Annotated in this window: 24 protein-coding genes; 11 read left to right on the forward strand and 13 right to left on the reverse strand. The window is 67.8% G+C overall.

Translation table 11 applies throughout. From position 1 onward, the window contains the following. Window positions 1-9: 9 nt before the first annotated feature. The 6 genes from NL115_RS16365 to pabB all read right to left on the reverse strand — a co-directional run bounded on the left by NL115_RS16365 (window position 10) and on the right by pabB (window position 5,852). Window positions 10-1,299, reverse strand: coding sequence for a sensor histidine kinase (locus NL115_RS16365; RefSeq protein WP_254830398.1), 1,290 nt, complete (start codon window positions 1,297-1,299; stop codon window positions 10-12). After that, window positions 1,296-2,498 carry an FIST signal transduction protein gene (locus NL115_RS16370; RefSeq protein WP_254830399.1) on the reverse strand — a complete coding sequence of 401 codons (1,203 nt, stop codon included), beginning with the start codon at window positions 2,496-2,498 and terminating at the stop codon, window positions 1,296-1,298. The genes NL115_RS16365 and NL115_RS16370 overlap by 4 nt, the downstream gene beginning before the upstream one ends. An 83-nt stretch (window positions 2,499-2,581) precedes the next feature. Next, window positions 2,582-3,049 (reverse strand): Tfx family DNA-binding protein, encoded by a 468-nt coding sequence (locus NL115_RS16375; protein ID WP_254830400.1) that lies wholly within the window; start codon window positions 3,047-3,049, stop codon window positions 2,582-2,584. Between the two features lies 1 nt (window position 3,050). Then, window positions 3,051-3,563: a TRAM domain-containing protein gene (locus NL115_RS16380; RefSeq protein WP_254830401.1), complete on the reverse strand. Its 513-nt coding sequence runs from the start codon at window positions 3,561-3,563 to the stop codon at window positions 3,051-3,053. Window positions 3,564-3,663: 100 nt separating this feature from the next. After that, window positions 3,664-4,281 (reverse strand): anthranilate synthase component II, encoded by a 618-nt coding sequence (locus NL115_RS16385; protein WP_254830402.1) that lies wholly within the window; start codon window positions 4,279-4,281, stop codon window positions 3,664-3,666. Next, on the reverse strand, window positions 4,278-5,852 hold the full coding sequence (pabB, locus tag NL115_RS16390) for an aminodeoxychorismate synthase, component I (protein WP_254830403.1): 1,575 nt from the start codon (window positions 5,850-5,852) through the stop codon (window positions 4,278-4,280). Before pabB ends, NL115_RS16385 begins: the two co-directional genes overlap by 4 nt. A gap of 126 nt (window positions 5,853-5,978) precedes the next feature. On the opposite strand from pabB, the gene NL115_RS16395 reads away from it, so the two are divergent. Next, a complete protein-coding gene (locus tag NL115_RS16395) occupies window positions 5,979-6,416 on the forward strand; it encodes a DUF1810 domain-containing protein (RefSeq protein ID WP_254830404.1) in 438 nt (145 codons plus the stop codon). Window positions 6,417-6,445: 29 nt separating this feature from the next. On the opposite strand, the gene NL115_RS16400 is transcribed toward NL115_RS16395, so the two are convergent. After that, window positions 6,446-7,210, reverse strand: a complete 765-nt coding sequence (locus NL115_RS16400; RefSeq protein WP_254830405.1) for an NRDE family protein — start codon at window positions 7,208-7,210, stop codon at window positions 6,446-6,448. Between the two features lie 111 nt (window positions 7,211-7,321). Between NL115_RS16400 and NL115_RS16405 the strand changes: the two genes are divergently transcribed. From NL115_RS16405 to NL115_RS16430, 6 genes are all read left to right on the forward strand, one after another. Then, entirely contained in the window at window positions 7,322-9,181 is a 1,860-nt protein-coding gene (locus NL115_RS16405) for an ATP-binding protein (protein WP_254830406.1), read from the forward strand. A gap of 120 nt (window positions 9,182-9,301) precedes the next feature. Further along, on the forward strand, window positions 9,302-10,096 hold the full coding sequence (locus NL115_RS16410) for an SDR family NAD(P)-dependent oxidoreductase (protein WP_254830407.1): 795 nt from the start codon (window positions 9,302-9,304) through the stop codon (window positions 10,094-10,096). A gap of 123 nt (window positions 10,097-10,219) precedes the next feature. After that, a complete protein-coding gene (locus tag NL115_RS16415) occupies window positions 10,220-11,593 on the forward strand; it encodes an ABC transporter substrate-binding protein (RefSeq protein ID WP_254830408.1) in 1,374 nt (457 codons plus the stop codon). A gap of 33 nt (window positions 11,594-11,626) precedes the next feature. Beyond that, window positions 11,627-12,493 (forward strand): branched-chain amino acid ABC transporter permease, encoded by an 867-nt coding sequence (locus NL115_RS16420; protein WP_254830409.1) that lies wholly within the window; start codon window positions 11,627-11,629, stop codon window positions 12,491-12,493. Between the two features lies 1 nt (window position 12,494). Then, window positions 12,495-13,742 carry a branched-chain amino acid ABC transporter permease gene (locus tag NL115_RS16425; RefSeq protein WP_254830410.1) on the forward strand — a complete coding sequence of 416 codons (1,248 nt, stop codon included), beginning with the start codon at window positions 12,495-12,497 and terminating at the stop codon, window positions 13,740-13,742. Beyond that, the gene (locus tag NL115_RS16430; protein WP_254830411.1) at window positions 13,739-14,569 is read left to right on the forward strand and encodes an ABC transporter ATP-binding protein; all 831 of its coding nucleotides are present in this window, start codon (window positions 13,739-13,741) and stop codon (window positions 14,567-14,569) included. The genes NL115_RS16425 and NL115_RS16430 overlap by 4 nt, the downstream gene beginning before the upstream one ends. 184 nt (window positions 14,570-14,753) lie before the next feature. Here NL115_RS16430 and NL115_RS16435 read toward each other — a convergent pair whose 3' ends face one another. The 4 genes from NL115_RS16435 to NL115_RS16450 all read right to left on the reverse strand — a co-directional run bounded on the left by NL115_RS16435 (window position 14,754) and on the right by NL115_RS16450 (window position 19,238). Next, window positions 14,754-15,878 (reverse strand): hypothetical protein, encoded by a 1,125-nt coding sequence (locus NL115_RS16435; RefSeq protein WP_254830412.1) that lies wholly within the window; start codon window positions 15,876-15,878, stop codon window positions 14,754-14,756. A gap of 106 nt (window positions 15,879-15,984) precedes the next feature. After that, window positions 15,985-17,112 (reverse strand): hypothetical protein, encoded by a 1,128-nt coding sequence (locus NL115_RS16440; protein ID WP_254830413.1) that lies wholly within the window; start codon window positions 17,110-17,112, stop codon window positions 15,985-15,987. A 107-nt stretch (window positions 17,113-17,219) separates the two neighbouring features. Next, a complete protein-coding gene (locus NL115_RS16445; protein WP_254830414.1) occupies window positions 17,220-18,359 on the reverse strand; it encodes a PGF-CTERM sorting domain-containing protein in 1,140 nt (379 codons plus the stop codon). A gap of 189 nt (window positions 18,360-18,548) precedes the next feature. Next, window positions 18,549-19,238, reverse strand: a complete 690-nt coding sequence (locus tag NL115_RS16450; protein WP_254822022.1) for a hypothetical protein — start codon at window positions 19,236-19,238, stop codon at window positions 18,549-18,551. Between the two features lie 389 nt (window positions 19,239-19,627). Here NL115_RS16450 and NL115_RS16455 point away from each other — a divergent pair, with 389 nt between their 5' ends. The 4 genes from NL115_RS16455 to NL115_RS16470 all read left to right on the forward strand — a co-directional run bounded on the left by NL115_RS16455 (window position 19,628) and on the right by NL115_RS16470 (window position 24,383). Further along, complete coding sequence (locus NL115_RS16455) at window positions 19,628-20,911, forward strand: DUF445 domain-containing protein (RefSeq protein WP_254830415.1); 1,284 nt, start codon at window positions 19,628-19,630, stop codon at window positions 20,909-20,911. Then, the gene (locus tag NL115_RS16460; RefSeq protein ID WP_254830416.1) at window positions 20,908-22,263 is read left to right on the forward strand and encodes an Abi-alpha family protein; all 1,356 of its coding nucleotides are present in this window, start codon (window positions 20,908-20,910) and stop codon (window positions 22,261-22,263) included. The genes NL115_RS16455 and NL115_RS16460 overlap by 4 nt, the downstream gene beginning before the upstream one ends. A gap of 62 nt (window positions 22,264-22,325) precedes the next feature. Further along, window positions 22,326-23,120: an enoyl-CoA hydratase/isomerase family protein gene (locus NL115_RS16465; RefSeq protein ID WP_254830417.1), complete on the forward strand. Its 795-nt coding sequence runs from the start codon at window positions 22,326-22,328 to the stop codon at window positions 23,118-23,120. 123 nt (window positions 23,121-23,243) lie between these two features. Continuing rightward, window positions 23,244-24,383 (forward strand): acyl-CoA dehydrogenase family protein, encoded by a 1,140-nt coding sequence (locus NL115_RS16470; RefSeq protein WP_254830418.1) that lies wholly within the window; start codon window positions 23,244-23,246, stop codon window positions 24,381-24,383. 2 nt (window positions 24,384-24,385) lie between these two features. On the opposite strand, the gene NL115_RS16475 is transcribed toward NL115_RS16470, so the two are convergent. Next, a complete protein-coding gene (locus NL115_RS16475; protein ID WP_254830419.1) occupies window positions 24,386-24,631 on the reverse strand; it encodes a type II toxin-antitoxin system HicA family toxin in 246 nt (81 codons plus the stop codon). Next, a complete protein-coding gene (locus tag NL115_RS16480) occupies window positions 24,628-24,909 on the reverse strand; it encodes a type II toxin-antitoxin system HicB family antitoxin (RefSeq protein ID WP_254830420.1) in 282 nt (93 codons plus the stop codon). Before NL115_RS16480 ends, NL115_RS16475 begins: the two co-directional genes overlap by 4 nt. Window positions 24,910-25,030: the final 121 nt, after the last annotated feature.

The following is a 25,030-nucleotide window of genomic DNA, read 5'->3' on the forward strand; positions in this document are numbered from 1 at the left end:
TGTCGTCGGCTACGCACGCTCGACGCCGTGGAAGGTGACCAGCAGCCCGCCGGCCTCGCTCTCCCCGAGTTCGACGGCCCAGTCGTGGGCCTCGGCGATCTCCTTGACGATGAACAGGCCCAGGCCCGTGCCGTCACTCTGGGTGCTGTACCCCGCGTCGAGCGCCTGCTCGAGGAGGTCGGAGTCCATGCCCGGCCCGTCGTCGGCGACGTGGAGGCGGTCGTCGTCGAGCCAGACGCGAACGGTGACGGTCGCGGACACGCCCCCGTCGCTCGCGGTGACCGACTGGGTGCCCTCGCTGGTTCCGTGCTCGACGGCGTTCCGGTAGAGGTTCTCGAAGACGTGGAGGAGTCGGGTGTGGTCCGACCGGATGCGCCCGAGGTCGCCGAGCTCGAGCTCGGCGTCGCCGGTCGGGACGTGGCGCCACGCCTCCAGCGCCACGCGCTCGACATCGACACCCTCCGGGTCCTCGATGGTCTGACTGCCGCGGGCCAGCACCAGCATCTCCTCGATGATCTCGTCCATCCGGTCCAGCGCCTCCTCGATGTCCGCTGCGTGAGGGACCTCCGTCTCGTCCCGTGCGATGTCGAGGTATCCCTGCGCGATACCCAGCGGGTTCCGGAGGTCGTGGCTCACGATGCTGGCGAACGCCTCGAGGTGTTCGTTGCGCCGCTCCAGCTCTCGCCGCCGCCGCTGTCGCTCCGTGATATCCGTGTAGATGAGGTAGCCGCTGGTCACCTCCTCACCCTGGAGGGCGCCGATGCCCCGGAGACGGAACACGCGCTGCTCGTCCTCGCTGTCGCTTGCGAGCTGGCCGGTCACCTCGACGTCGAGGGTCTCACCGGCCCGGAGCTCGTTCAGGAGGTCGGTCAGCTCGTCGGTATCGTGGGGCGGGACCGGCAGCTCCGTCAGCAGCGACCCGACGGCCGTCGTCGAGTTGACGCCGAACGCGTCGGCGAAGCGACCGTTCGTCCGGCGCACCACCGAGCCCTCGTCGGTGAAGGCCACCTCGACGGCCGGGTCGACCGCGTTCTCGAACAGCGAGGGCGCATCCGTGGCCGAGCGGTCGAGCCGGCGGACCCGGAGCCGGTTGCGCAACGCCCGGGCGGCAAGCGACAGTGGCGACTCGTGTGTCGAGGCGATGTGGTCACACACCTCCAGCGCCTCGTCGACGGCGTAGTCGCTTTGCTGGCCGAGGTCCACAGCCACGACCGCCTCCTCGACCACCTCTCGTGCCCGCCGGTAGCCGACCGTCTCGCTCAGCCCGGTCACCAGTTCGCCGAAGTCGACCCTGCTCATCGTGGGAGGAGGTAGATGACCGTGGTCGTGTTGTGATAGCCACTCAACTGGTCGCGGTCCATCGCGATCTCGCCGTACGTCTCGAACCCGAGCAACGGGCTGTCGAGTTCGTCAGCCATCGCGTCGACCGCGGCGGAGAACCCGTCACCGAGGGCGGTCGACCGGCAGATGCAGTCGAACACGAGCGCGCCGGCCGCCTCGCCGTCGAGCGACTCGCGCGCCTCCCGGGCTGCCCGGCGCGCCGACGCTATCTGGGCCTCCCGGGACCCCGCTGTCACCCGGAGGACCACCCCCTCGGGCATCGAACAGGCGAACCGGAGCGACCCCCCGGGGGCGGTCGTGAGCCCCGGCCAGCGGATTTTCAGCCCGTCCCCGGTCACGAGGCCGAACGCGTAGTTCGTGAGCGCCATCGAGAGGTCCTCGCTGCCGGCCTCGAACGCGTCCACGTCGATACCGTCATCGGCTGCGCGCTCGCGAATCTGCTCGCGCCACACCTCGAACGCCGGCTCGCCGTCGAGTTCGTGGACCACCGGTCCCTCGCTCTCGGTCACCCGAAGCGGCGGCGAGATGGGGCTGTGGCCGTGTGCGACGCTGACGACGGGCGCGGTGCGTGACTCGACCAGTCCCAGCGCGACCCCGTCGGTCGTCACCGCGTCGTCGGCGATCACGTACGTCGCCTCCAGTTCGAGGTCGTCACCGGCCGACCCGCCTGCGATACGGACGTCCGGCCCCAGCTCGACCTTGCTCGCCAGCGTCACCTCCTCGCCCTTCCCGGCCAGCCCGTCGTGGAGGTTGAGCACCGAGCGGTGCGGGTGTGTCGTCGGGTCGGACGGGCTGTTCGGGAACCCCGCAATCGCCTCTCTGACGGCTGCCTCCTCGTCGTCACTCACGCCGTGGCCCAGCCCCGTGTGGAGCCGGTGGGTGTCACCCATCGAGAGCGCGACCCCCACGGACCCCGACGCCCACGTTCGGTGCGTGAACTCGCCGGCGGACGTACAGCCGAGCAGCGGTGCCTCCGTGGCTTCGCGAACGGTCGCCGCCACCACCTCCGGGTCGTACACCGGGGACGCGACCACGACGGCGAAAGACGCGTCGCCCGGTTCCACATCGATACCGTCGACAGCACGGCTCAATGCCCTCCGGGCCGCCACCTGCCCGTCGTCGCCGTTGGCCAGTCCCACCACGAACTGGTCGCTCATCTGCTCCGATGTTAACGTGGCACCGAATAACTCCACCGGCGGTTTACAGCCTCTGAGAGAACCTTCCGAAACCAGTTTCGGCCTCAGGACCGGCGGACCGTAACCTGTCCACTACCGGTGACGGCGACGGTGATGTCCGTCCGGACCTGCCGGCCCTGCACGGCGTCGCCCGCGGCGTCGCCGACGAGCTTCATCAGCTCCGGCGCGGTGCGGGTCACCTTGACCCCGGCGTCGTCGCAGGCGGAGTAGACCCGGTTGGGAACGTCGTAGAGGTCGGTCCCGGCCTCGACGGTGACACGGACGGGCGCGTCGAGTGTCTCGGCGAACGCGACCGTCTCTTTGGCTTTGGCGACGTTCTCGCGGGCGCTGGCCTCGACGGAGGAGACGTTCGCTCGTGAGGTCCCCAGCTCCTCCGCGATGTCGGCCTGTGCGATGCCTCGCTCGCGGTAGACCAGTACCTCCGCCTGTCGGCGCGTGAGGACACTCGTTTCCGGGTCGAACCCGACCTCGCCGAGTATCCCGTCGACGTCGGGAAGGCCGTCGTCGCTCACGTCAGTCGTCCTTGCCCCAGAAGTTGTCACGGCTGCCCAGCCGCTCACGCTTGGCGCGCCGGTTGCTCTCCCCGTCGGCCTCTCCGTCGGCCTCCTCGTCAGCCTCCGCATCCTGGGACGCGGGGTCGGCCTCGTCGAGGTCGCGTCCCTCGTCGTCGCCCTCGTCGTCCTCGTCGTCCTCCATCGGGAGACGTTCGACCTCCTCGGCCCAGGCGAGGCTGGAACGGACGGTGTCGATGCGGACCTTCGCCCGCGCGTCCGGGAGCACGCCGTCGACCAGAACGATGAACCCGTCCTCCGTGCGGCCGACGCCGGCGCCGCTCTCGTGGATGTCCTCGACGGTGACGACGATCTCCTCACCGGGCTTGACCGGCTGGGACTTCAGGTCGCGGATCGGCTGATTGTAGTGCTGACACCACTCGGCGCCACCCCGGTCGCCGTAGTGCTGACAGCCCATCCCCTCGATACGCTCCGAGAAACTGGGGCAATCGTCCGCGAGTGGGCAGTCCGACATACACGATGGGTTTGCCGGGACGGGTTATAACGGTCCCGGGTGGACCGCTCGTCCGTCACAGCGACCCACAGCGGAAGCCTCGGGGAGCCGCGGAGCGACCTCACAGCGAACCGCAGAACGACGCGACGAGCTGCTCCCCGGCGTCCGTCAGAATCGACTCGGGGTGGAACTGCACGCCCGCGTGCGGTCGCTCCCGGTGCCGGACTCCCATCACCACCCGCCGCTCGTCATCGGTCCACGCGGTCTCGACCAGCGAATCGGGCAGTTCCCCACGCTCCACCGCCAGCGAGTGATACCGCCCCACGTCGAATCGGTCCGGCAGTCCCGCGAACACGCCGGAACCGTCGTGACGAACGGTCGAGGGCTTGCCGTGGACGACCTCCGGGGCGTGGCCCACCTCGGCGCCGTGTGCGGCACATAGCGCCTGATGGCCGAGACAGACGCCGAGTGTCGGGTACGAGAGGTCACGGAACACCGGAATCGAGACGCCCGCCTCCGCCGGCGTCCCCGGTCCCGGCGAGACGACGATGCCGTCCGGGTCCAGTGCCCGGATGTCGTCGGTGTCGACCGCGTCGTTCCGACGGACCACCACGTCCGCGTGCGTCCCGACGTACTGGACGAGGTTGTACGCGAAGGAGTCGTAGTTGTCCACCACGAGCACCGTGGGACACGACCTGTCAGCCGCGGACCAGTCCCGGGCGTCGGCATCCGCGCTCAATCCGCCGACACCTCCTCGACCGCGAGGTCCGCGTCGGCCAGCGCCTCGTCCACGGCGGTCACCAGGGCCCGGCCCTTGTCCAGCGTCTCGTCGTACTCGGCGTCCGGGTCCGAATCGTGGACGATGCCCGCACCCACCCGGAGCCCGTACTCCTCGCCCGTGCGTACGAGCGTCCGGATGACGATGTTGCAGGTCGCGCGCCCGTCGAAGCCGAAGATGCCGACGCTCCCCGTGTAGGGCCCCCGCCGCGTGGCCTCGACCTCGTCGATGAGCGCCATCGTCTTCGGCTTCGGCGCGCCCGTAATGGTGCCGCCCGGGAACGTCGCGGCGAGCGCGTCGGCCACGTCGTACCCCTCGCGGAGTCGCCCCTCGACCAGCGAGACGAGATGCATCACCTCGGCGTAGCGGTCGACGCGGCGGTACTCTCGCACGTCGACGGACCCGTACTCGGAGACCTTCCCGAGGTCGTTCCGTTCGAGGTCGACCAGCATCGCGTGCTCGGCACGCTCCTTCTCGTCGCCGGTGAGGTTACGTTCCAGTTCGCGGTCCTCGGCGTCGGTCTCCCCGCGCGGCCGCGTGCCGGCGATTGGCTCGGTGAGCAGGCGGCTGCCGTCGCCCGCCGGGGCCGGCGCCACGTCGAGCAGCAGTTCGGGCGATGCGCTCACCAGGTCGGCGCCCGGGAACTCCAGCAGCGAGGAGTACGGCGCCGGGTTCACGCGTCGGAGCGCGGCGTAGGCCTCGACGGGATGGACGGCGGCGGGCGCGACCAGTCGCTGGGAGACGTTGGCCTGGAAGGTGTCGCCGTCGCGGACGTGGCGCTTGATGCGCCGGACGCGCTGCTGGAAGGCCGCACGGCCGCACTCGCTCTCGAAGGTCGCGTGCTCGGCGCGCACGGGTGCCGGGCCCACCGAGGGGTCGCCGTGCTCGATGCGCTCGACGAGATTCACCGCGCGTTCCCGGCCGCGTTCGTACGCGGCGCTCGCGTCCGCGTGAGTGTCCAGCCGTGGGCACGCGGTCACGCGGAGGGTCGTCCGTTCACCGCGGGGCGCCTCCCAGGCCGCCGCACGGTCGAAGACGGCCAGCTGCATCCGGGGCAGTCCCCGCTCTTCGGTCGTCGTCTCGGGCAGCGACTCCAGTTCCCGGGCCACGTCGTAGGAGAGCCAGCCGACCGCGCCGCAGGGGTACGGCACGTCGCAGTCGCCACGGGCGAGCGTCTCGGCGTCGAGTACCGACCGAAGTGTCTCGAGTGTCGGGGAGTCCGGCGGGTCGAACGGCCCCGGCGGGTCGTCGTCGCTGGTGTCGTCACGCTGCTGTCCGTCGTCACGCGGTTGGACCGTCATCGCGTCCGGGCCCACCTGCACGCGTGTCACGGGGTCGACGGCGAAGTAGCCCCAGCCGTCCTGCCCGCCGGTGGTCTCGAGGTAGACGCCGCCCGGGCCGTCGCGGGCCCGGCGGTAGGCGTCGAAGGGGTCGGCCACCGTGGCCCGGACCTCGACCGGGACGCGAGCGTGGGCGGGCGCCGAGCGGGCGACCCGCTCGAACGCCGCCCGGTCGGTGACGACGGTCGTCATTGGGTGGTCGGTAGCGACCGGTGGCTAACCGTCTTGCGGTCCCCACAGCGGGGCTGTCGGGTGTGTCGCTCTCGGGGCTCGGCAGCAGGATTATGGCCGTCGGCCGTCGAGTGGGCCCCAGAAAGCATGGCGGACGACGACGACCCGCACGACCTGCAGCGCTTCGTCGAGGCACAGGACTCGGTCAAGGAGACGGTCGAGCGTGAACTGCGGGCGGGTCACAAGCGGAATCACTGGATCTGGTTCGTCTTCCCGCAGGTCGCCGGCCTCGGCAGCAGCCCCACGACGCGGCGCTACGCCATCTCGTCGCGGGCGGAGGCCGAGGCCTACCTCGAACACCCGGTGCTGGGCCGGCGCCTTCGCGAGTGGACGGAGCTAGTCAACGATGTCGAGGGGCGCTCGGCGAACGAGATATTCGACCACCCGGACGACCTGAAGTTCTGCTCGTCGATGACGCTGTTCGAGGCGGTCGCGGACGACCCGGAGCCGTTCAGGACGGCCATCGAACGGTACTACGACGGCGAGCGGGACTCCAAAACGCTCGCGTTCCTCGAGGACGACTGACCCCGGCCGCGGTCGGGCGGCCGCCCGGCTCACTCCGACTCCGTCCCGGCCAGCGCCCCGTCCAGCCCCGGAACCGGCTCGTACTCGGTTTCGCAGGGCTTGCCGTCGGCGTACTCGAAGACGGCGCCCTCCGGGCCGATGCGGAGGAGCGACGAGGACTGGGTGCCGAAGCCGTCACCGTGGATGCAGCGCCCGTACTCGTGGTCGCCGAGGACGGCCCGGGCCCGGTCGATGAACTCGCGGGCGTTCTCTCCGGGCTCGGGGCGCAGTTCCTCGCGGACACGGTCGGTATCCTCGGCCTGCTGGAGGCCGACCTCCGGGCGGTTCTCGGGGACGAAGTAGCTCCCGTCCCAGCCGACGTTGACGACGGCGTGGATACCGGGGTCGAGGGTCCGGACAGCGAGACGACCCTCCCACGAGAGGAGGATGGCGGCGTTCGCGTCGGCGACGACGAGGTGGAACGGGTTGTAGCCGCCCTTCTCGACCGTCCGCTCGACGAAGCGGGCGGCGTCCTCGGCCGTCTCGTGGCCGAGCGCGTCCTGTACCAGCAGTCCCCGGGAGCGCTCGCCGTCGCGGAGTGGTTTCCACCGGTTCGTGATGCCGACGAACAGGCCCGCCTCGTTGTATCCGATCCAGGTGCCACCCGCCTCCTCGTCGCGCGGGGCGACGTACCGCAGTGGCCCGTGGCGCACGGCTGGGGGACTGCTGGGCCGGCCGTCAGCCTCGTCTCGGTTCGCCGCGACCGTCACCGGCGCGTCCGCGAACGTCTGCCAGGCGAGGATGAGGGTACACACGCCGTGCCGTAGGCCACCTGGTCGCATAAATCCGCGTGGCGGTCGGCGCGTCGGGGACCACTTCCACCGTGCGGCGAACGGTAATACGGGGGGCCGCACCACCGTGCCCGCATGACCGATTCCGATTCGGACCTCGGCGACTTCGCCAGTTTCACGCCCGACGACGAGGGCGACGGGGCCGACGACACGGATGCCGGCGGGGGGTCGGCAGGAGCGGAGAACGGCGCGGCCACGGAGGCCGACGCTGGAAGCGGTACGGGCGACGACGCCGAGCGGTTCGACGAGATGGCCGCGACCCCTGCCGGGTCGGACGAGGGGCTCGGCACCCTCTCGGCGTCGGAGGGGCTGGTCATCAGCGAGGACGAGCGCGACACGCGGATGAAGGCGTACGTCACTGTGAACAACCGCTCCCGGGTCCGAATCGGGAAGTACCTCGTCGCGCCGTATCCCGACGGCGAGTTGCTGTTCTCGCGCATCACCGCGCTCGAGTACGCCCAGGAGTTCCGCTCGGACGACGCGACCGAGATTCACGCCCGGCGGGCGATGCGACAGGACGCCGCCGACGAGCGCGACTACAAGTTCATGGCCACGCTCGAACCCCTCTCGGTCCTGTACCGGGAGGCCGGCGAACTCCGGCGGCGGATGGCCGACCGCGTGCCACGGCCGGAGACGGTCGTCCGCGAGGCCACTGACGAGACCGAAATCAAGACCGGCCTGAAGATTCCGGAGGACGGCGTCTTCCTCGGCCACCTCGCCGTCGGTGGCGAGAAGGTCCGGACCGGGGCCTCCCCGCCGACGGTCGACTACCGGCTCTCGGACTCGTACGAGTCGGGTGACCCACTCGTCTTCCGGCACGCGCTCGTCGCTGGCGGGACCGGCTCCGGGAAGACCCACGCCACGAAGAACGTCCTCCGGCAGTACCTCGGGCGCACGTACGAGATGGACGACGACCGCACGCCCGGCGTGGCGGTCGTGCAGTTCGACCCGCAGGACGAGTACGCCCAGATGCACGACGACAACGACGCCATCACCGACGAGGATGCGCGTCGGTACGAGCGCGAGGGGCTGCAGTTCGGCGGCTACGACGACACGAAGGCGTTCGTCCCGCAGGTCGGGTCCGCCGGCTACTCCGGTGGCCACCACCGCGCCGAGCAGGTCCCGTTCACGGTGCCGTTCTCGATGGTCCGGGAGCGCCCGTGGCTGGTCGCCTCCGCCGGGCTCAACGACAACCAGTATCCCGCGCTCCAGCGTCTGCTCGAGCGGTTCTTCCAGCAACACGGCGATAGCGGTACGTACGACGAGTTCACCACCTTCCTCGACGACCCGGCGCTCCGCGAGGAACTCCACGAGTCCGGCCAGGTCCACGAGGCCACCTTCGACGCCGTCCGTCGGCGGGCCTACGGCTTCGGGAGCGTCTTCGACCAGGACGCCCAGCCCATCACCGACCTCGTCAACGAGTTCGTCCGGCCCGGCGGGCTCTCGACGGTGCCGACCTACCACATCAACTCCTCGCGGGAGGCGACGACGGTGGTGCTGGCGGTGGCCTCGCTGCTCGTCGACCAGAAGCTCTCGAACGACCCGACGTACGACCGTATCAAGGAGACGCCGCTCGTCCTCGGGATGGACGAGGCCCACAACTTCCTCACCGACGCCGACAGCGTGCAGGCCCGGAAGGTCGTCTCGAAGTTCTCCGAGGCCGCCAAGCAGGGCCGCAAGGAACGGCTCGGCCTCTTCCTCATCACGCAGGACCCCCAGGACATCGCGGACCCCATCTTCAAGCAGGTGAACACGCGCCTCGTGCTGAACCTCGGCGACGAGGACGCCGTTTCCGCCGTCAACCTCCCCAGCGCGCTGGAGGGGAAGGTCCCCTACTTCGAGAAGGGACAGCTGGCGGTCTACTCGCCGGACAACTCCGAGCCCGTCGAGCTCATCGGGCTGTCGAACTGTCTCACCAAGCACGGCCGGGACTGAAGCATGGCCAGGGCCGGCCCACCGTCCGCGTCGCCATCCGGCGACACCCACGCAGTGCGGCGATTCGGGCTCCCCGCCCGGTACGCATCTTTATATGTGGTCCGTTCACAGGGAAGTGGTATGAGCGACGATGACGCCCCTCGCTTCGACTTCCCCGGGGCGTTCGACCTGTCGGGCGAGGTGGCGGTCGTCACCGGTGGGTCACGCGGTATCGGGCGAGCTATCGCCCACGGACTCGCGTCGGCGGGCGCGGCCGTGGCGCCGGTCTCTCGGACGGAATCCGATGTCGAGGAGGTCACAGCCGAACTCGGAGAGTACGGGGCCGAGACGTGCGTGGCCACCGCGGACGTGGCCGACGAGGCGGACGTACTGGACTGCTTCGATACCGTCGCGGCGGAGCTCGGGCGGCCGTCCGTCGTCGTCAACAACGCGGGAGTCAACCCCGAGGCCGCACTCGGCACCCCCGACCGCGTCGACACCGACGGGTTCGATAAGGTTAACAACGTTAATCTCAGGGGGGCCTACGCCTGCGCCCACGCGGCGGCCGACCATCTGGAAGCGACGGGGGGGTCACTGGTCAACGTGGCCAGCGTCGGTGGGCTCGTCGGACTGCCGCGTCAGCACCCCTACGTGGCCTCGAAGCACGGGCTGGTCGGCCTCACGAAGAGCCTCGCGCTGGACTGGGCGCCGGACGTCCGGGCGAACTGTCTGGCCCCCGGCTACGTCGCGACGGACCTGACCGAGGACCTGACCGGAAACGAGGAGCTCGCAGCCTCTATCCGGGAGCGAACGCCGCTCGACCGGTTCGCCGACCCGGCGGAGGTTGCCGGCCCGGCGGTCTTCCTCGCGTCGCCGGCAGCGAGCTATCTCACCGGCGCCACGATCTCCGTCGACGGCGGCTGGACGGCCCGATAGCGGAGGCGGGACTTCGTTCACGCCACCGGGGCCTGGTATTCTCGTTCCTGTGCCCATTATATTGTAACCGGCATACGACGGCCCCACACATTTATCTGTGAGGTGGGCTAACGTGCCACCGGTATGGCTAACGATGGAAACCGAGATGACGCGAACGAGGGCAAGACACCGGAACACGCCGACTCCGACCGGCGGGACTTCCTGAAGGTAACGGGGCTCGGAGCGGCAGGTGTCGCGGCGGGGCTGGCCGGCTGTACGGGCCCGTCCGATGGCGGTGATGGTGGCGACGGTGGCGGTGGTGATGGTGGCGACGGTGGAAGTGGTGGCCTCCCGGATACCATCCGTGTCGGTGCGCTCGGCCCGGCCGAGCAGTCGTTCGGGAGTTCGATCATCAAAAGCGTCGAGCTGGCCGCCGATGAGATCAACAACGACGGTGGTATCGGTGAGAGCGGCGCCACGGTCGAGGTCGTCAGCGGCGATACGAAGGACCAGCCCAGCGTCGCTCGGCAGCGATACGAGGAAATGACTGCCGGTGGGAACGCGGTCGACGCGACCATCGGTATCTTCGGCTCCGAGCAGCTGCTGGCGCTGATGCAGAACATCGCCCAGAAGGAGACCGTCCACCTGACCGCCGGCTCGGCGACGCCCGAGGCCCCGGCGCAGGTCAAATCCGACTACGACAAGTACAAGTACTGGTTCCGGGTTGGACCGGTCAACTCCTCGTTCCTGGGCGACAGCCTGCTCCAGTACGCGGAGGACAGGTTCGCCGATATGGGCTGGGAGCGGGTCGCTTTCGTCGCCGAGCAGTACAAGTGGACGGAGCCGGTCACCCGGAAGATCAAGAACAACCTCGAGGACCGGGCCGACGTGACACTCACCTCCGCTCGCCGTGTCTCGGAGGGGACCGAGGACTTCTCGCCGGTGTACGACCAGCTGGAGAGCGAGAACGTCGACGGCTGCTTCACGGCTCTGGCACACACCGGTGTCAACGCGCTGGGCCAGTGGGCCGGCCAGCAGCGCCCGTTCGGCTTCGGTGGCATCCACGTCCCGACGCAGCTCCCGTCGTTCTACGAGGCGACCAGCGGGGCCGCCATCGCCACCTTCAGTCAGACGACCGCGACCCCGAACGCGGCGGTCACCGAGAAGACCATCCCGTACGCGGAGGCCTACAACGAGGCCAACGACGCCTTCCCGGTGTACAGCGGGTACAGCGCCTACGACGCGATGTACCTCCTGAAGGAGGCGATCGAGTCAGCCGGAACCCTCAACAGCGACGACCTGGTCACGGAACTGGAGGCCACGTCCTACACCGGCACCTCCGGACAGATCGAGTTCTACGGGGAGGACAAGAAGTACCCGCACGACGTCCGGTACGGTGCGGAGTACGCCCGTGGCGTCTACTTCCAGTGGCAGCAGGAGAACGGCGAGGGCGTCCAGAAGACCATCTGGCCGGACAACCTGGCCGATGCAGAGTACAAGAAGCCGCCCTGGGTCTGAACCGTCCCACCAGCAAGTCCCTACTATAGATAAATGGCAGTAAGTCCAATCACGGTCGGCATCAACGTCCTCATGCTGGGGGCGCTGTATGCACTGATCGCTGTCGGGTTCACGCTCATCTTCGGGGTCGGAGGTATCCTGAACCTCGCCCACGGGGCGTTCCTGACCATCGGTGGATACGTCGCCTTCTACATCGTCGATGCCGGTCAGAACGTTGCCCTCGCGATACCCATCGCGGCGGTCGTTGCCGGCGTCGCCGGCGTCGCCCTCTACAAGGGTGTCCTCAAGAAGGTCTCCGACAATCCAGTGTCCGTGCTCATCCTCTCGCTGGTCGCGGGACTCCTCGTCGAACAGGTGTTCCTCATCCTCGAGGGCGGTGAACCGAAGATCCTCCCCGGCATCGTCGAGGGGAGCCTCGCGCTGGGGGGTGCCTCGGTCCAGTCGAATCGCCTCCTCGTGTTCATCGCCAGCTGGGTCGTCATCGGCGCCCTGTTCTACTTCGTCAACCGGACGAAGACCGGGCAGGCCATCCTCGCGACCTCGATGTCCCGGAAGGGGGCCGCCATCGTCGGCATCGATGCCGACCGGGTGTTCACTCTGACCTGGATCCTGGCCGCCGCGCTGGCGGGCATCGCCGGCGTGTTCCTGGCGACGTTCCAGTCGGTCAACCCGCTGATGGGCCGGAACCCGCTCCTGCTGTCCTTCTCGATCGTCGTCCTCGGCGGTCTGGGTTCGATCCGCGGGAGCATCGTCGGCGCCTACGTCATCAGCTTCCTCGACCAGATCACCGTCCAGTACATCGACTCACAGCTCGCCGGTGTCTCCGGCCTCATCGTGCTGGTCGCAGTGCTCATCCTCCGGCCGGAGGGGCTGTTCGGCCGGGAACTCACGGAGGGCTAACATGGCAGGAGAAACTACCGACGCGCCGACCGCCGACGAGTACGAGGAGCAGAGCCTCCTCGAGCTGTTCGACCCACGCGGGTTCGGATGGCCCACCCGGTTCGGGCTGTTCGGTCTGCTGCTGCTGGCGATACTCCCGTTGCTCCGGGGGTACGGCGTCGCCGTCCCCGGGCTCGGTATCGTCAGAGTGAACAGCCTGCTCCTGGGCAACTTCACCGGAGCGCTGTTCTTCGCCATCTTCGCGATGTCCTGGGACGTGGTCTCGGGGTACACCGGCGAGATATCGTTCGGTCACGGTCTCTTCTTCGGGGTCGGCGGGTTCACCAGTGCTATCCTCAACGCCGACTTCGGCCTGGGACTGATGATGAGCATCCCTCTGGGGATGGTCGCGGCGGCCATCGCCGGCCTGCTCATCGGTGTTCCGTCGCTGCGACTCCAGGGGCCGTACTTCTCGCTCATCACGCTGGTCACTCCGATCATCGTGCTGGGCCTGTTCAAGTTCGCGCCCGAACTCACGGGCGGAGCGACGGGGAAGTTCACCGGGACCCTCAGCGTCGACCCCGCGATGAACTACGCCTACGCGTTCCTCCTGTTCGTCTTCACGCTGGGGCTGTTCCTGGCTATCACCCGCTCGGACGCGGGAATCGTCCTGACGGCCATCCGCGAGGACGAACTGGCGGTCGAGGCCGCGGGCCTCAACCCGGCGAAGTTCAAGCTGTTCGCCTTTATCCTCTCGGGGAGCGTGGGCGGCCTCGCCGGCGCCATGTACGTCCACACGTACCTCGGTGGCATCGCCACGCCCAGCGACCTGCTGGCACTGGTCATCAGCATCGAGGTCATCATCGCCGCCATCCTCGGCGGCATCGGGACCATCGTCGGGGCCGCGGTCGCGGGGCTCGTCCTGTTCCTGTTCCGCATCTACATCGCCAACATCAACGCGACCGTCCCCGTGCTCGGCGTCGATATCGCGGAGATCTACTTCTTCCTCTTCCTCGCCGCCACGTTCCTCTTCCTGTTCTACATCCCGGAGGGGATGGTGCCCCGCATCCTGCGGGCCGTCCGCAGTCGGGAGGAGAGCGCCGACGACGGCACCGGTGGGTCCGGTGGCGACGGCGGCGAGGAACAGGAGGTCGCGGCCGACGGTGCGGGCCCCGGCTGGACCGAGGGCGGCTCGACGACCCTCGAGCGCATCGTCGCGAAGTTCACCCGCGAACTCCGCGAACTGACGGGCGGAGGTGACGACCGATGAGTGCCGAATCAGAGGGAGGCGACACTCCCACCGACCTGGAGGACGGTGCGGCCGGCGAGTCGACCGACCACGCGTCCGAGAGCTACGGCCCCGACGACGGCGTGCTGGTCGTCGACAGTCTCACCAAGCGGTTCGGTGGGCTCGTCGCCGTCGACGACCTCTCCTTCGCGGTCGAGAAACAGGAGATACTCGGCTTCATCGGCCCGAACGGTGCCGGGAAGTCGACCACGTTCAACTGCATCACCGGCGTCTACCCGCCCAGCGAGGGGACCGTCTACTACAACGGCCAGGAGGTCACGGGCTCTGCGTTCTATCGGATGGTCCAGAACGGGATGGCCCGCACCTTCCAGGAGTTCAGGCCCCTGGAGGACCGCACGGTCGTCGGTAACGTCCAGATATCGCTGGTCCCGGACAAGCTGTTCTCGACCTCCGGGCTGCGCGGGCGGACCAAGGCGAAGGCCGTCGAGCTCTGCGAGCGGGTCGGCCTCGGCGAGCGACTCCACCAGCTCCCCGACGAACTCCCGCACGCGGACATGATCCGCCTGGAACTCGCCCGTGCGATGGCGACCGACCCGGACCTCCTGCTGGTCGACGAGCCGTTCGCCGGCCTCGCCGAGGAGGACGTAAAGGGTCTGTCGGACCTCATCCGGAGCCTCCGCGACGAGGGCACGACGTTCATCGTCGTCGACCACAACATGCGCGGTCTGCTCCAGCTCATCGACCGCGCCATCGTCATCAACTTCGGGGAGAAAATCGCCGACGGCACCCCCGAGGAGATCACGAACGACCCGGCGGTCCGGAAGGCCTACCTCGGGTCCGAGGACTGAGCGCAGGGCGCCGCTAGATATTCTCTATATATCTAGTTTATTCGGTAAGTTCCTTTCATTTCTTGCTTGTATTCGCCACTGCGAGTTTATACTCCTTGTAGTACTTAATATCGATGAAATACTCCTCGGAGGTGTAGCTCTTGTAGAACATGACGACTCGTCCGAGAGTGGCTCTCACGCCGACTCAGTCGCGCCGCCGGAGCGTGAGCGCGGCTGTCAACAGCCCGCCCAGCAGGGCCGCGAGGACGCCGAAACCGGGACCGGACCCGGCGGTCGGCGTCTGGTTGTCGCCGCTGCTGCTATCGGTGTCACCACCGACGGTGGCGGTCGGAGTCGCGGTACTGCCGCTGCCGTTGCCGGCTGCGGTCGCGGTTGCGGTCGCCGTCCCCCCGGTGCCACCGCCGCCGCCGGTGGCGGTCGGGGTCGCGGTCGCCGTTGCGGTGGTGCTCCCGCTCCCTCCACCGCTCGCGGGCGTCGGCGTCGCAGTCGGCGTCTGAGTCGGCGTTGCGGTGGCGGTATCGCCCCCCTCTCCGCCGCTCTCGGGTGTCGCCGTCGCGGTCTCTACCGGAGTCGCCGTGGCCGTCGCGGTACCGGGGTCGCCACCGCCCTCGCTCGGCGGCGGGCCGAGTTTCTCGCGGGCCTGCGCGCGAGAATCGCAGTCGCAGACGTAGACCCACTGCGAGAGGTCCCGGATCTTGTAGTCTGTGTCCGTTCCGCTATCGTCGGAGTCGACGTGGCCGGTGATGGTGCCGTTGATGCGGTACCAGCCGGGCTCGGAGGGGTTGTCGTAGCAGTTGCTCTGTGCCGCGACGATCTGGTCGTGGACGCTCCCTCGGACCGGTTCGCCGGCCAGCTGTGATTCCCGGTAGTAGACGATGTCGATGAAGTTCTCCTCGGAGGTGTAGCTCTTGTAGGCCGTCAGTAGGGACTTGTCGGTGGTCGTCCCGGGGTCGTCGTTGCCGCGGTCGATACCGAACGCGCTGGCGTCACTCGGTTCGCAGTTCCCGAATCCGAAGTCGTCCGAGACCAGTTTGATGCGGTAGAGGGTCCCGTTCTCGGTCAGGCCCACGGCGTAGTGCTTCGCCGCGCCGTCGGTGACGCCGGGCTGGTGGTTCTCGAGGCGGAAGGTGTAGTTGACCTCGTAGATCTGGTCATCGTTGTCTTCCGCTGCTCTCAGCTCCTCGCCGTTGGAGACATCGCCGTCGGTGGCGCTTGCGAGGTCCTCGGCTGCGACGAGCCCCGCACCCACCGCGGATGCGAGGACGAGCGACGCCACCACGAGGAGCGTGGTCGTGTGTTTCGGTCGCATATCTCAGTCGTCTATGAACGGGCTCTCCCACATCCGGGTTGGGCGACAGAACTGCGGCTTTTTAAATTCGCCCGTACCTGTTCGACAGAAATCGTGCTGGGCCGAGTTACCGGCGCGCCAGCAGGAGTGCGACGAGTCCGCCCAGAAGCGCCGCCCCGGCACCGAACCCGGGTCCGGAACCGATTGTGGGGGTCCCGACCGTCCCGGAGTCCGGGGCGTCTCCCTGCGCGGGTTGGCGCGCCGCGGTCGCCGTGTCGGTGTTCGCACTCCCGCCGTCGCTGCCGCCACTCGCGGCCGTCGCCGTCGGGGTGTCCGTGCGCTCGTCTCCCTCGTTATCGTCGCTGTCCGGGGTTGCCGTTGCGGTCGTGGATGCCGTCGCGGTCGCGGTCGCGGATGCCGTGGCCGTTGCGGTCGCGGATGCCGTCGCAGTCGCGGTCGCCGTAGCCGTCGAACCGTCGCTGCCCGACGGGGTCGCGGTCGCCGCCGCAGTCGCAGTCGCCGTCGGCGTGCTGGCGTCGCCGCCGTCGCTACCACCGTCCTCGTTCGGCGGCGGGCCGAGCGTCGACTCGGCCTCGGCGCGCGAGGAACAGTCACAGACGTAGAAGTACCCGGACAGGTCACGGACCTTGTAGTCGGTCGTCGTGTCGCCGTTGGTACTCCCGGTGATGGTACCGTTGATGCGGTACCAGCCCGGTTCGGACGGATTGTCGTAACAGCCGTTCTGTGCGGCCACGACCTGGTCGTCCACGTACGCCTGGATGGGGCCGCCCGCGAGTTTCTCCTCCTTGTAGTACTTGATGTCGATGAAGTCCTCCTCGGAGGTGTAGCTCTTGAAGGAGGTCAGCAGCGAGACGTCCGTGTTCGTGCCGGGGTTGTCGTTGCCGCGGTCGATACCGAACGCCGCCGTATTGTCCGGCTCGCAGTTGCTGTAGCCGATATCCTCGCTGTACAGCTTGATGCGGTGGAGCGTGATCTCCTCGGTCAACCCGACGGCGAAGTGCCGGGCGTCGCCCTCCGCACCAGGCTGTGGGTTATCGATGACGAACGTGTAGTTCGTATCGAGGACCTGGTCCTCGTCGTCCTCCGCGGACTTCAACTCTTCACCGTTCGTTACGTCACCGTCCGTCGCGCTAGGTTTGTCGGCTGCCGCGGCGAGGCCGATTCCGACGACGGCCATGACTACCACCAGTGCGACCGTCCCCAGCACCACGTTCCGCCCTGTCGCAACACTCATCTATGCGCCGAGTCGACGGGCAGGAACTTTTTGAACGTTCTGTTCATATTTGAAGGGAGAGTTATCAGTCGCCGTCCTCGACCGCCGGGGGGGAGGCCGCTCGGGCGTCAGTCGCGCCGCAGTGCGAGCACCCCGGCCAGCAGTGCGCCGACGAGTGCGGCTACCACACCGAAGCCGGGGCCGTCGCCGACCGTCGGCGTCGAGGGCTGCCCGGCGCCGGCGTCGCCCTGTGCGGGCTGCTGGGTCGCCGTCGCCGCGCTCGAATCGTCACCGGCTTCGCCTCCACCGTCGGTGCCCGGTGTGGCGGTCGCGGTGCTCGTCGGTGCGTTCCCACCGCCATCACTGCCATCACCGCCACCGTCGCTCGGCGCGGCGGTCGCGGTTTCCGTCGCGGTGGCCGTCGCCGTCGCGGTCGCCTCCGGAGTCGCGGTGGCCGTCACGGTGGCGGTCGCCGTAGCCGTCGACTCGCCCGGCGCGGCGGTCGCGGTTTCCGTCGCGGTGGCCGTCGCCGTCGGAGTGCTGTCCCCGGACCCGCTGTCGCCGCTATCGGAGCCGTCCTGTCCTGGCGGCGGGCCGAGTTGCTGCTCGGCCTCGGCACGCGAGGAACAGTCACAGATGTAGATCCACTGCGAGAGGTCGCGGATCTTGTAGTCGGTCGTCGTATCGCCGTTGGTACTCCCGGTGATGGTGCCGTTGATGCGGTACCAGCCCGGCTCGGAGGGGTTGTCGTAACAGCCGTTCTGGGCCGCGACGATCTGGTCGTAGACGGAGCCACCGATGGGTGAGCCGGCGAGTTTCTCCTCCTTGTAGTACTTGATATCGATGAAGTCCTCCTCGGAGGTGTAGCTCTTGAAGGAGGTCAGCAGCGAGACGTCCGTGTTGGTGCCGGGGTCGTCGTCGTTCCGGTCGATGCCGAACGCCGCCGTGTTATCCGGTTCGCAGTTGCTGTACCCGAAGTCCTCGCTGTACAGTTTGATGCGGTGGAGTGTCGCGTTCTCGGTCAACCCGACCGCGAAGTGCCGGGCGTCGACCTCCTTGCCCGGGGTGTGGTCCGCGATGACGAACGTGTAGTTGATGTCCTTGACCTGGTCGTCGTCGTCCTCTCCGACCTTGATGACCTCGCCGTTGGTGAGGTCGCCGTCGGAGGAACTGGCGAAGTCCTCGGCCGCGACGAGTCCAGCCCCTGCAATGGAGCCCAGCAGGAGCAACGCTACCACCAATACCGTGCCGGCGTCAGTTCCGTCCATTCGCTGTATCCGTCGGTGGTCGGTCCGGGAGAAAACGTTTTGACCGCCGATATGCGGCGCTATTTAATAGCGGTCGGCCAGGAAAGTAAACAACGGGCCGAAGCCGGTCGGCACCGGTGGCTGAGAACTGCGTGGAGTGGGGCGATGCGGCCCCCGATATCGGGCGACCGCTCGTCCCGGGTCGGTGAGCTACTCCTCCTCGTCGTCGATCTCGACGTCGTCGAGCGACTCCTCGATCTCCTCGAGGTCCTCTTCGACTTCGTCCTGAAGCTCCTCGAAACGGTCCTGGACCTCCTGCAGGCGGTCGAGACGCTGCTCGAACTGGTCCTGGAACCGGTCGAGCTGGTCCTCGAACTGGTTCTGGAACTCCTCGCCCTGGTTCTCGTACTCGTCCTGGAGCTCCTCGAGCCGGTCGAGGACCTCCTCGAAGGTGTCGACGGTGGCGCCCTCGAGCTCCTCGTTGGCGTCGATGAGGAAGTCGAGCTGCTCGTTGAGCGCGTCGAGGAACTCCTCGCTCAGCGGGCGGACGTCCTCCTCGTCGGGGTCGTAGCGCTCGGAGAGCGACTCGAACAGCTCACCCTGCTGCTCCTGGATGTCCTCGAACCCCTCGTCGACGGCGTCGCGGATATCCTGGACCGTGTCCTCGGACCCGTCGACGTTCTCCTCGATGGCGTCGAGCAGGCTGTCGATTGACTCCTGACTGAACTCGAGCGTGCGCTTCTGTGCCTCCTCCTGGGTCTCCAGCCCGCCGATGACGAGGTCGTTGAAGCTGCGCCGCGTCTCCGCGGTCTGCTCCAGCGCGCGCTGGCCGAGCTTGAGTGTGTTCCGCTGTAGTTCGAACGCCGTACCGATGACTGTGTTCTCGTTATCGTCGCTCATGATGGGTCACTTCGGTTGCGGCACGGGCTCGCCGGGCCCCCGGCGGAGTGTGCCGTCTAGGTTCATCTCCGGCGGCGAACCACTTAATCATTGGGTGGTTTGGTCCATATCTACTCTGAAAACCATTCAGTACCATCTTTGGATGGTGGGTGCCATGTTACACCGTCTCTCGGCGCCACGCAGTCGGGCGGTTTCACCGCGTGAGGCGGGAATCGGCCCGAGGGAGACTGACCACCTGCTTAACCGTGGTATTAAGTTAATGCAGTCGGAATCCCGGTTCAACCACCCGAGGGCGTCCCCCCGAACCCGGTGGGCGCCGGGCGGACCCTCGACCGCGCGGGCGGTATCTCACTGCGCCCAGTCGCGCCAGCCACCGACGCCAGCCAGCAATGATTCCACCCCTGCCGATCGAACCACGGCTCCTGCTCATCCCCCTCATCTCGGGGATAATCGGCTACATCACCAACTGGTTCGGCATCAAGATGCTGTTCTACCCGATAAACCACCTCGGATTCCGCGTGCCCGGACTGCAGGATGTGGTGGTCAAGCTCCCGAACCGGATCCAGCAGATTCCGGGCCTCCTGCAGGGGCGGGTCGGCTGGCAGGGCATCATTCCCGCACGCGCGGACAAGATGGCCAGTATCTCCGTCGACACCGGCATCTCGAAGCTGGCCACACAGCGCGAGTTCTACGAGACGTTCGACCCCGACCGCATCGCACAGCATATCCTCACCGAATCCGGCGACGAGATCCACGAACTCGTCGACGATGTCATCCGGCAGGAACATCCCGACCTCTGGAACAACATGCCCGAGCCGATGTACGAACTGGTACATCGGCGCGTCGAATCCCGGCTCCCGCAGATCGTCGACACCGTCACCGAGGAGCTCGGAGAGAACATCGACGAGCTGCTGGACGTGAAGACGATGGTCATCCGGAACATGGAGCGGAATCCGGAGCTCATCAACCGCCTGTTCTTCGAAGCTGGGGACAAGGAGCTCCGGTTCGTCATCAACTCCGGGTTCCTCATCGGCGGCTTCCTCGGCTTCTTCACAATCCCGCTGTTCCTCCTCATCGATGCCTGGTGGGTCCTGCCGGTCGTCGGTGCCACGGTCGGCTACGTCACGAACTGGATCGCTCTGAAGGTCATCTTCAACCCCGTCGAGAAGAAGACGCTCGGCCCCTTCGAACTGCAGGGCCTGTTCATCCAGCGCCAGCCCGAGGTCGCGCGCGCCTACGGCCGCGAGGTCGCACAGAACACCATCACGCTGGAGAACGTCGCCAGAGACATGCTCCACGGCCGAAAGTCCGACCGGACCCGTCGGATGCTCCGGGACCTCCTCCGTCCGGAGGTGGACCGCGCCATGGGTGTCGCCGGGCCGGCGGTCCGGGTGGCGACGGGGACCAGCGAGTACGAGGCGATGCGTGAACGGATGGCGGCGGAAGCGGCCGAGATCTCCATCGAACCCATGACAGACCCCGAGTTCAACGAGGAACGCGCCGTGGCTATCGAGGAACTCATCGCCAGCCGGCTGGCGGAGATGCCGCCGGACCAGTACGTCGAGACCCTCCGAACGGCCTTCGAGGAGGACGAGTGGATGCTCATCGGACTGGGTGCCGTCCTCGGCTTCGTCGCCGGCTGGATCCAGCTTCTGGTGGTGACCGCCGCATGACGACGCGGGACCCCGGCAACGACCCCAGCCCCGGGGGCTCATCCCCCGAACCGGGAGCTCCCGGGACCGGCCCACGCGCGTCGGATGACCCGTCCGACCCGTCCCCGGACGGTACCGGTACCGATAAGCAGCGGAACGGGGACGCGACGGACAACGGCACCGACATGTCCTCGTCGAACGACGACCCGTCCGGAGATGACACTGCCCCGACGGCAGCCGACGGCACGGCGACTCCGGGTGACGGAGACGACACTGCGGCTGGCCGAGACCGTCACCAGGAGGACGATTCCGGGGACGGTGCAAGTCCCGGCCGCCGGGGTGACGGCCGCGGGAGTGGTGACTCCGGCCCCGACCCGCTCGACGTGACCGAGAAGGACCTCGACACGTCGGACGTGGACGAGGAGGACCTCGACCGGCTCGTCGAGCTGCTCGAGGAGGCTCGGGACGACCCGGATACCGTCCAGGACCGCGACTTCGAGGACATGCTGACGGTCTTCGACGACGCCGGCATCGACACCACCGACCTCGATGTCGAGGACCTGGAGGAGCGGTTCGACGAGTCGCTGAAGGTGGCTCGGATGCTCGTGACGGCGGCCGCCAACACCGGCGAGTACGCCGGACTCGCGGGGCTGCGGGCCGGCGGACGGATGGCCGAGGCTGCGTTCACCTCCGAATCGCCACGAGACCTGCTCGAGGAGACGACCGACATCGCCCGGGACGAACTGGGGCGGCTGGGGCTCCCGTTCGGCAGCCTCGGACGCAACCGGGCGAACGGCAGTTCGGACCAGCGGGGCAGCCGGCGCCCCGACACCGACGATGCGGACGGGCCGGTGACCGTCGCCGACCTCCGGGACCGTGGCCAGCGGCTCCTCGAACTCTCCGCGGATGTCGACCACGAGGAGCCGTTCCATCCCGCGTACGTCCGGGTCATCGAGCAGCTGTCAGCCGACGAGGCGCGCATCCTCCGCCTCCTCGCGACGGAGGGACCCCAGCCCGCGCTCGACGTCTACGACAAGGGACTCATCCCGGTCGGCGAGGGGTCGCTCGTCGCCGACGGACTGACCATGCTGGATACGGACGCTGGCCTGCGATACGAGGACCGTGCGGATGTCTACATCGACAACCTCGAACGGCTCGGGCTCCTCAGCATCGAGCGTAGCGCCCTCGACGACCTCGGGCAGTACCGCGTCCTCCAGGCCCAGCCGAACGTCGAGCGCGCTGAGGAGGCCGCCCGCCGCCCGGCCGTCAGACGCGGGAGCGTCCGCCTCACGCCCATGGGTATCGATTTCTGTCGGACGGTGTTCCCGTTCGAGGTCGCCGACCGGTACGACAGCACCGGGGAGCCCAGCTAGGGGAGTACGGCCGCCGCCTCCACGGGAAGGTTTACGTTGTAAGGCCCGGACCACACGGTCGCATGAGCGAGCCCGTGCTGTACGACGTCGACGACGGCGTCGCGACACTGACGCTGAACCGGCCCGACAACCGCAACGCCCTGACCGGGGACATGTCCAACGCCATCATCGACGCGGTGGACCGTGCCGAGGAGGACCCGGACGTCCGGGCGCTCGTCATCACGGGGACGGAGGGAACCTTCTGCGCCGGTGGTGATGTCAACTCAATGATGGAGATGATGTCCGGGGCGGCCGAACTCCACGAGGCCGTCGAGCGCATCCAGCACAACACCCACCGCGCCATCATGCGTGTCGCGCAGTTCCACCTCCCGACTATCGCGAAGGTCGACGGCGTGGCCTACGGTGCCGGCGCCAACCTCGCCATCGCGACGGACGTGCCGCTGGCGAGCACGGACGCGAGCATCAGCTTCGGCTTCCGCCAGGTCGGCCTCGCGGTCGACTCCGGGACCTCGTACCTGCTGCCGCGCATCGTGGGAGAGAACAAGGCCAAGGAGCTGGTGTTCACGGGCGAACTCCTCCCGGCCGAGGAGGCCGGCGAGGAGGGTATCTTCAACCACGTCTACGACGCCGACGAGTTCGAGGCCGAGGCCGACGAACTCATCCAGAGTATCGCCTCGGGTCCGACCATCGCCCTGCGTACCTCGAAGCAGGCAATCAGCCAGGGGCTCAACATGTCGCTGAAGGACGCCCTCGACAACGAGGCCGCGCTGCAGGCGCAGGTGTTCGCCACGCAGGACCACGAGGAGGGGGCTACCGCGTTCATGGAGGGACGCTCTCCGGAGTTCCAGGGGGAGTGAGTCCGCCTCTCGGTGGAGCCCGTATTTGACTTCCCCGGCCACTGCCGGGTGCCGGTCGCCACGCTTTAACAACTTCCAGCCAGTAGGGAATATCTTTTAACACCGGAAACCCAAATGCGGAGTATGTCGTTCACCACGACCGGCGAGCACGAGGCGATTCGGAAGGCCGTCCGGGACTTCGGCGAGGAGGAACTGAAACCCGTCGCGCGCGAACACGACGAGGAGCAGATCTATCCGGAGGACCTCCGCCGCAAGGCTGCGGACCTTGACTTCGTCGCACCCCACATCCCCGAGGAGTACGGGGGTGCCGGGATGGACATGCTCGCTCGCTGTATCGTCACGGAGGAGCTGTGGCGCGCGGACCCTGGGCTGGGCAGCGCCATCGGCTCGGCTGGCTTCGGCTCCTCGATGATTCTGAAGTACGGCGACGAGTGGATGAAAGAGGAGTGGCTCACCCGCATCGCTGCCGGCGAGTCGGCGTCCTGTTCCTGCATCTCCGAGCCCGCACACGGGTCCAACGTGGCGGGTATCGAGACCCACGCCGAGAAGGATGGCGACGAGTGGGTCCTCAACGGCAACAAGATGTGGATCACCAACGGGACCGTCGCGGACGTGGGCGTCGTGATGGCCAAGACGACCCGGGACGCGGGGCACAAGGGCATCACCGCCTTCCTCGTCCCGACGGACCTGGACGGGTTCCAGCCCACCAAGATCGACAACAAGCTCGGTATCCGCGCGTCGGACCTCGCGGAGGTCGTCATCGACGACGCCCGCATCCCCGAGCAGAACGTCATCGGCGAGGTCGACAAGGGGTTCTACCAGCTGATGGACTTCTTCGCATCCGGCCGGACGGGCGTCGCCGCGCAGGCCGTCGGCGCCGCACAGGGTGCGTTCGACGCCGCCCTCGACTACGCCGGCGAGCGCGAGCAGTTCGACCAGAAGATCGGTGAGTTCCAGGCCATCCGGCACAAGCTCGCAGACATGGCGACCGACATCGAGGCCGCCCGCTCGCTCGTCTACCGTGCCGCCGCCAACGTCGAGGAGGGGAACCCCGACCAGGCCGCGAAGTTCGCCTCGATGGCGAAGCTGTTCGCCTCCGAGCACGCCGTCGAGGTGGCCGACGAGGCCCTCCAGGTGTTCGGTGGCGCCGGCTACGTGAGCGACCACCCCGCCGAGCGGTACTACCGCGACGCCCGCATCACGAAGATCTACGAGGGGACCTCCGAGATACAGAAGAACATCATCGCGGACCGGCTGCTGTAGCACTACAGCAGTTCCGCTATCCAGTCACACCAGGCTTCGAACTCATCGGCACCGCACTGGTCGGCGATAGACTGCAACGTCCCGGTGTCGATTTCCCCGTGTATCGGGACGGTGACGTTGCGCACCTCGTCGGTTTCGGGGTGGACGTACCGAAGCTTCAGGTGACTCCCGGCTCGATCGACGGGCCGGTATCCCATCTCCGTGAGGGCTGTCGCGACATCCTGGCCGGTGAACGTGCGCCGCGTCACTCGTCGTCGAACCAGGGTGCGTCCGGCTCTCTCGGCTCGTCGGGAACCGAATCGGGGTCGATACCCAGTTTCCGGAGATCCTCATCCGTGACCGGGCGCCCGGTCTCCCCCTCGTGGAGTGCGACCGCCTCGTCCAGCATCGCCAGTGCCTCCTCGCGGGTGTCTCCCTGGCTGGCGACACCGGTCTCGACATCCTTCGCGACCCACGTTTCCTCCTCACGCCAGAGGTGAACCTCGTCGGCCCGCGAAGCATCCTCGGGTCGGGTGGAACTCGCCATCATCACCGATTGGTCCGCTATCGTCCAAAAGGATTCGGCCCGCAGGAACATCGTCATCAGGACAGCAGTGTGGTACCATGCCCAGCAGTCACCGACCCGTTCGCCCCGCTTCGGACACGCT

This window comes from Haloglomus salinum (genome assembly GCF_024298825.1).
Lineage (GTDB): Archaea > Halobacteriota > Halobacteria > Halobacteriales > Haloarculaceae > Haloglomus > Haloglomus salinum.